The organism is Amaricoccus sp. W119, assembly GCF_047275745.1.
GTDB lineage: Bacteria > Pseudomonadota > Alphaproteobacteria > Rhodobacterales > Rhodobacteraceae > Amaricoccus.
This window is the reverse complement of sequence record NZ_JBKQWU010000135.1, coordinates 1-3,639: the sequence shown is the minus strand read 5'-3', so window position 1 is coordinate 3,639 and position 3,639 is coordinate 1. Positions and strand designations below refer to the sequence as shown.

Here is a 3,639-nt window from a genome sequence, read left to right as displayed (position 1 = left end):
GCGCGGGGTCGCCACCGCGCGCGGCTCCAGGCTAGGCGAGAGGACGCCGGGTCGGGATCATGCGATCGGCGAAGAGCCTGAGACAGATCCCCGTCGTCCAACAACGATTACGCCGGACGGCGTGGAATGAGGGCCGCTGGCGCGGTGACTACTTGTCGCGGACCGCGTCCTTCGCCTCGCCGACCTTCCGGCGGACCTTGCCGCCCGCCTTCTGCGCCTTGCCCTCCGCTTCGGTGCGCTTGTCACCGGTGACCTTGCCGATCGCTTCCTTGACGGATCCGGCCGCTTGGTCCTTCGCGCCCTTCACCCGGTCCTTGTCCATGATCGTCTCCCTGAATGACGCTCGCCAAACCGTTTCGACGAACGCCGCGTGTGAGACGATGAAGGTTGGTCCGGGACAGCCGCGCTCCAAGGCCGAAAGATCTCAGTTCAGCTAGTACAAACTAGCCTTTCTTGGCCTTCCGGGGTCGCTGGGCGGATGCGTGATCGGTGATGCCTCGCTCGCGGGCCCAGACCGCCGCCGCGCCGCGATGTGTGACATTGATCTTGCGATAGAGCGACGACAGGTGGTTTCGAATGGTGTGCCGGGACAGGCGCAGGCGGTCCGCCATGGCGGCGTCGGTCGCGCCTTCACAGATCAAGCCGAGCACATCGCGCTCGCGGTCGGTCAGCGACGCCAGATCGACCCCGGCCTGGGCCACCCTGTTGGGCTGCCGCAGTCCCGCCAGCCGCTCCACGATACCCCGACTGAGCCAGGCGGTGTCCGCCAGCACCGCGTCGATCGCCGACATGAGTTCCGTCTCCGACCGCCTGCGCTCCGTGATGTCCTGGAGGACGATGAGGACACATCGGGTATCGTCGATGCTGATGACATCGCCAGCGATCGAACCATCCAGCACCGTGTCGTCGAAGGTTCGAATTCTGAGCTCCTGCTGCGTGAGCTTGTCGGAGGTTTCCAGTTCCCGCAGAAGGCGCTCCTGAGTGCCGGGATCCGCCCACATCCGGAGATTGGCCGGGGTCGAGTCGACGAGCTCGTCCTCGGCGAAACCGGTGAGCGCCAGAAACGCCCCGTTCACTTCGATGAACCGCAGGCTGCTCGCGGCTGCGACGGCCAGGGCGACCGGCGATGATTTGAAGGCCTTGGAGAAGCGCTCCTCGCTCTGTCGCAGAAGAGCTTCCGCCTGAAGCCTCCGCTCGAGGTCCACGAAGGTGAAAAGCATGCATCGCTCGTTCGACAGATCGAGCGGCTGGCCCGCGACGATCACGCCCTTGCTCGAACCGTCCGGCAGCAGCAGCGTCGCCTCGCTTTGCGCGATCGTCTCTCCTTGCGTCAGCTTCGCGAGAGCCTCTGAGCGGTCATCGACGTCGCGCAGAATATCGAGCTCATAGATCGAGTGTCCTACGACCTCGTCCCTGCCGAGGCCGGTCATCGCCAGAAACCCCTGATTGGCCCGGATGAAGCAAAGGTCGGACACCCGGCAGATCAGCGCTGGCGCGGGATTGGCATTGAACGCGCTCTCGAAGCGATCCTCCGCCTCGTAGCGGTCGGTCTGGTCGTCGATCACGAGCACCAGATAATCCGGTTCCCCGTCGGCGTCCGTGATGACCGCGCAGCGGATGGCGTGCACCCAGGTCGTATCCGGCCGCGCCACCGGTGCGACCTCCACGACGACGTCGCGCGGCTTCTCGCCGGTCAGCACCCGTTCGATCGGGTGTTCTCCGGCTTTGACGGGATGATTGTTCCGAAACGTCAGCCTGAAGCTGCGTCGATACCCATCGACGTCCCCGCCGAGATCTTCCTGACGTTCGACCCCGTGCAGACGAAGCGCCGCTTCGTTCGCCCAGAGGATCGTCTGGTCGAAGTCGATCAGGACGATGCCTTCCGACAGCTTCGTGATGAGCTGGCGCAGCTGGCGGTGATCGCGTTCGGGGACGACTTTCGTATCCGGCATCCGTGGGATGCTAGCACGCCCGGGCGCGAGATCCAGATCGGCCAAGCGGCTCGATGGCGCGCCGTGTCCTTGGGCGCGCGAGTTCCGCGGCGCATCGAAGCGGAAGACCGCGACGGGGCCGCGACGTTTCCTTGCTCGGGCAGGGTTCGTCGACACTCCGAACCTCGGGCCGCGTATCGCGCGAAAGCGCGCGCCCGGTCTTGCAAAAGCCCGAACACCATCCACATACCATCCACATGGATGGTCTGTGGAGTGCGAAGGGGCAAACAGATGCAGGGCGAGCGGGGCAGCGAGACCGAGAAGCTCACGATCAACATCGGTCATGTCGACCTGGGCCGGATCGACCTGCTGGTGCGGGAAGGCTTTTACTCCAACCGGACCGACTTCATCCGTTCCGCGATCCGCGGCCAGCTCGCGACCCACTCCGGCGAGCTCGCCCAATCGCTGGGACGCCACTCGCTCGAGCTCGGATTGCGCGAGGTCACGGTCGCCGAACTCGAAGACGCGCGGGCGCGGCGGGCGCCGCTGCGCCTCCGCGTGGTGGGTCTGCTGCGCATCGCGAAGGATGTGACCCCGGACCTCGCGCGCGCCTCGATCGCATCCATCACAGTTCTCGGCTCGGTGCAGGCCAGCGCCGAGGTCAAGCGAGCCCTCGCCGACAGGATCAACTAGGCCAAGCTCTCGGAAGGATCAGAGACGATGAACAGCGAATTCGCGCGGGCCATGTCCCACGCCACGACCTCGGTGCGCGCGGGCAAGCTCGTCGATGCGACCGCCATCATCCAGGCGGCGCTCGCCGGGCGGCCGGAACCCGGAGCCGCGAGTGCCTCGCCGCACAAGGCAAGCCGGGTCGCGCCGGAGATCGAGGACGCCGAAGTCGTCGACGAGTGGCACGCGACGCCGCCTGCTTCGAAATCCGAGCCACGACGCTCGCTCCGCGAGGTGCTGACGCTGCTCCGCGGCGGCCGCGCGATGCTCGATGACATTGGCCCCCTGACCCCTCCAGGGTCGAAGCGACCAGCTCCCCGGACTCCCGAGGGTGCGAGCTTCGTCTGGCGCGAACATGCCTGCGCGGCGGGCACGCGACGATACAGGCTGTTCATCCCGTCCTGCCCGCGATCGGAGCTCAGGGGGCTCGTGATGATGCTCCACGGGTGCAAGCAGACTCCGGACGATTTCGCGGTCGGGACCGGGATGAACGCGCTGGCCGAAGATGCCCAGATGATCGTGGCCTACCCCGAACAGCCCGGGGGCGCGAATATCTCGCGCTGCTGGAACTGGTTCGAGCCGGCTCACCAGGCCCGCGACGGCGGAGAGCCGGCGATCCTCGCGGATATCGCGCGCAAGCTGGCCGAGGAGTTCGCGCTCGCCGCGCATCAGGTCTATGTGGCGGGGCTGTCGGCGGGAGGGGCGATGGCGGCGGTGCTGGGCGCGACGCATCCAGACGTGTTCGCGGCCGTCGGGATCCATTCCGGTCTTCCATATCGTTCAGCGAGCAACGTCGCCTCGGCCTTCGCGGCGATGCGTGGTCAGGGGCCCGGGGCTGTCCGTTCCGCCAAGGGAAATGCGCCGCGCACCATCGTATTTCACGGTGAGAAAGACCGAGTTGTGGATCCTCGAAACGCGACCCTCATCGTCGCCGGGCTTTCGGAAGACGGCCAGGAAACGCGAGAGACTGGCAGGACCG

4 protein-coding genes are annotated in these 3,639 nt (G+C 66.5%); 2 read left to right on the top strand and 2 right to left on the bottom strand.

What is annotated here, in order from left to right:
- Positions 1-148 precede the first annotated feature (148 nt).
- Together ACLJK8_RS22265 and ACLJK8_RS22260 are read right to left on the bottom strand one after the other, a co-directional pair.
- The gene (locus ACLJK8_RS22265; protein WP_413152612.1) at positions 149-322 is read right to left on the bottom strand and encodes a CsbD family protein; all 174 of its coding nucleotides are present in this window, start codon (positions 320-322) and stop codon (positions 149-151) included.
- 121 nt (positions 323-443) lie between these two features.
- On the bottom strand, positions 444-1,997 hold the full coding sequence (locus ACLJK8_RS22260; RefSeq protein WP_413152611.1) for a helix-turn-helix transcriptional regulator: 1,554 nt from the start codon (positions 1,995-1,997) through the stop codon (positions 444-446).
- 225 nt (positions 1,998-2,222) lie between these two features.
- Between ACLJK8_RS22260 and ACLJK8_RS22255 the strand changes: the two genes are divergently transcribed.
- Both ACLJK8_RS22255 and ACLJK8_RS22250 read left to right on the top strand, forming a co-directional pair.
- Positions 2,223-2,624 carry a CopG family transcriptional regulator gene (locus tag ACLJK8_RS22255; protein ID WP_413152610.1) on the top strand — a complete coding sequence of 134 codons (402 nt, stop codon included), beginning with the start codon at positions 2,223-2,225 and terminating at the stop codon, positions 2,622-2,624.
- Between the two features lie 27 nt (positions 2,625-2,651).
- Positions 2,652-3,639, top strand: a 988-nt coding sequence (locus ACLJK8_RS22250) for an alpha/beta hydrolase family esterase (protein ID WP_413152609.1), incomplete at its 3' end; no start/stop codon positions are given.